Source organism: Phocaeicola sp. RTP21198st1_B8_RTP21198_201120 (assembly GCF_040929485.1).
Taxonomy (GTDB): Bacteria; Bacteroidota; Bacteroidia; order Bacteroidales; family Bacteroidaceae; genus Phocaeicola; species Phocaeicola dorei.
Genome location: NZ_JBCOCI010000525.1, coordinates 1 through 1,072 on the forward strand (window position 1 = coordinate 1; position 1,072 = coordinate 1,072).

Consider the following 1,072-nt stretch of genomic DNA (forward strand, 5'->3'; position numbering starts at 1 on the left):
AAGACTTCGGAACACGGTAATCCGGTATCTTCAAGTAGAAACCATAAAAACAAAGACTGTCTTTGTGCAAACCATGCATAGAGGTATACGCCTTCCGCGTGCGGCTATGGAAAGTTTCCCCCACCCGCAGCAACTCTATGCCGCCGTATGAAAAAACCACCGGCCTCTCCTGATAAGTTCTGTTTGTCTTCAAATCGGTATAACAGTCACTCCCATCCTCTTTGGTGACAGAAAGAAGTTCTCCCTTCAGGAATCTCAATCTCCGGCAACAGCCTGTCACCACCATGAGGACTCCGGACTTATCCACCACCCCTGTCCGGCCATCTTTAAAACGGACAGCAGCCCGGTTTGCACAAATATCAAATACTTCCCGGTATTGAGGAATCACTGTGATTTTGTTCCCGCACCTCAAGCCCCACAAACCACTCTGCCGGTCACGACAGGCTTTCAAGGCCGTCCGTTGCTCCCCACCGACCGGACCGTCCTCTCCCAGACGAACCAAGTCCCCGTTCCGGACAGCATCCAGCAGACGGGCGTGTGTCATCACGACCTCCAGTTCTTCATTCCGCCTGCCATCCTCCGGCAACGGAACGGACACAGACAGCCCGTTGTTCTCCATCCGTGTCCGGGGCTGAGCATTTCCTGCCATCCGTCCTTCGAACATCGCCTCCCAGTCACGGTCACGGACAGGCAGACCGAATATCCGGTGCAATCCCACATTATCTATCAGCACACATGATTCCTTATTATCCGACTTCCGCAGCCCCCGGCCCACCTGTTGCAGGTATTTCGCCAACGAAAGCGTGGGACGTGCCAGCTGCACGAACTCCACATCGGGACAGTCAAAACCTTCGGAAAAAATATCCACATTGACCAACACGCTGATCTTTCCCCGCCTGAAATCCTCTACCAGTTCCTTGCGTTCCAGAGCGGGGGTCCTGCTGTCGATAGCAACAGACTCCACGCCATGCAGGCTGTAATAAGCCGCAATCTGTCGGGCGTGTGCGATGCTCACGGCATAGACTATCCCTTTCTTCCCGGCGGCATATCGACGGACGCTCTCATACAATTG

1 protein-coding gene is annotated in these 1,072 nt (G+C 54.0%); it reads right to left on the minus strand.

Translation table 11 applies throughout. The features are described from left to right. On the minus strand, positions 1-1,072 hold a 1,072-nt coding region (locus AB5935_RS27810; RefSeq protein WP_368328076.1), incomplete at both ends, for a DEAD/DEAH box helicase.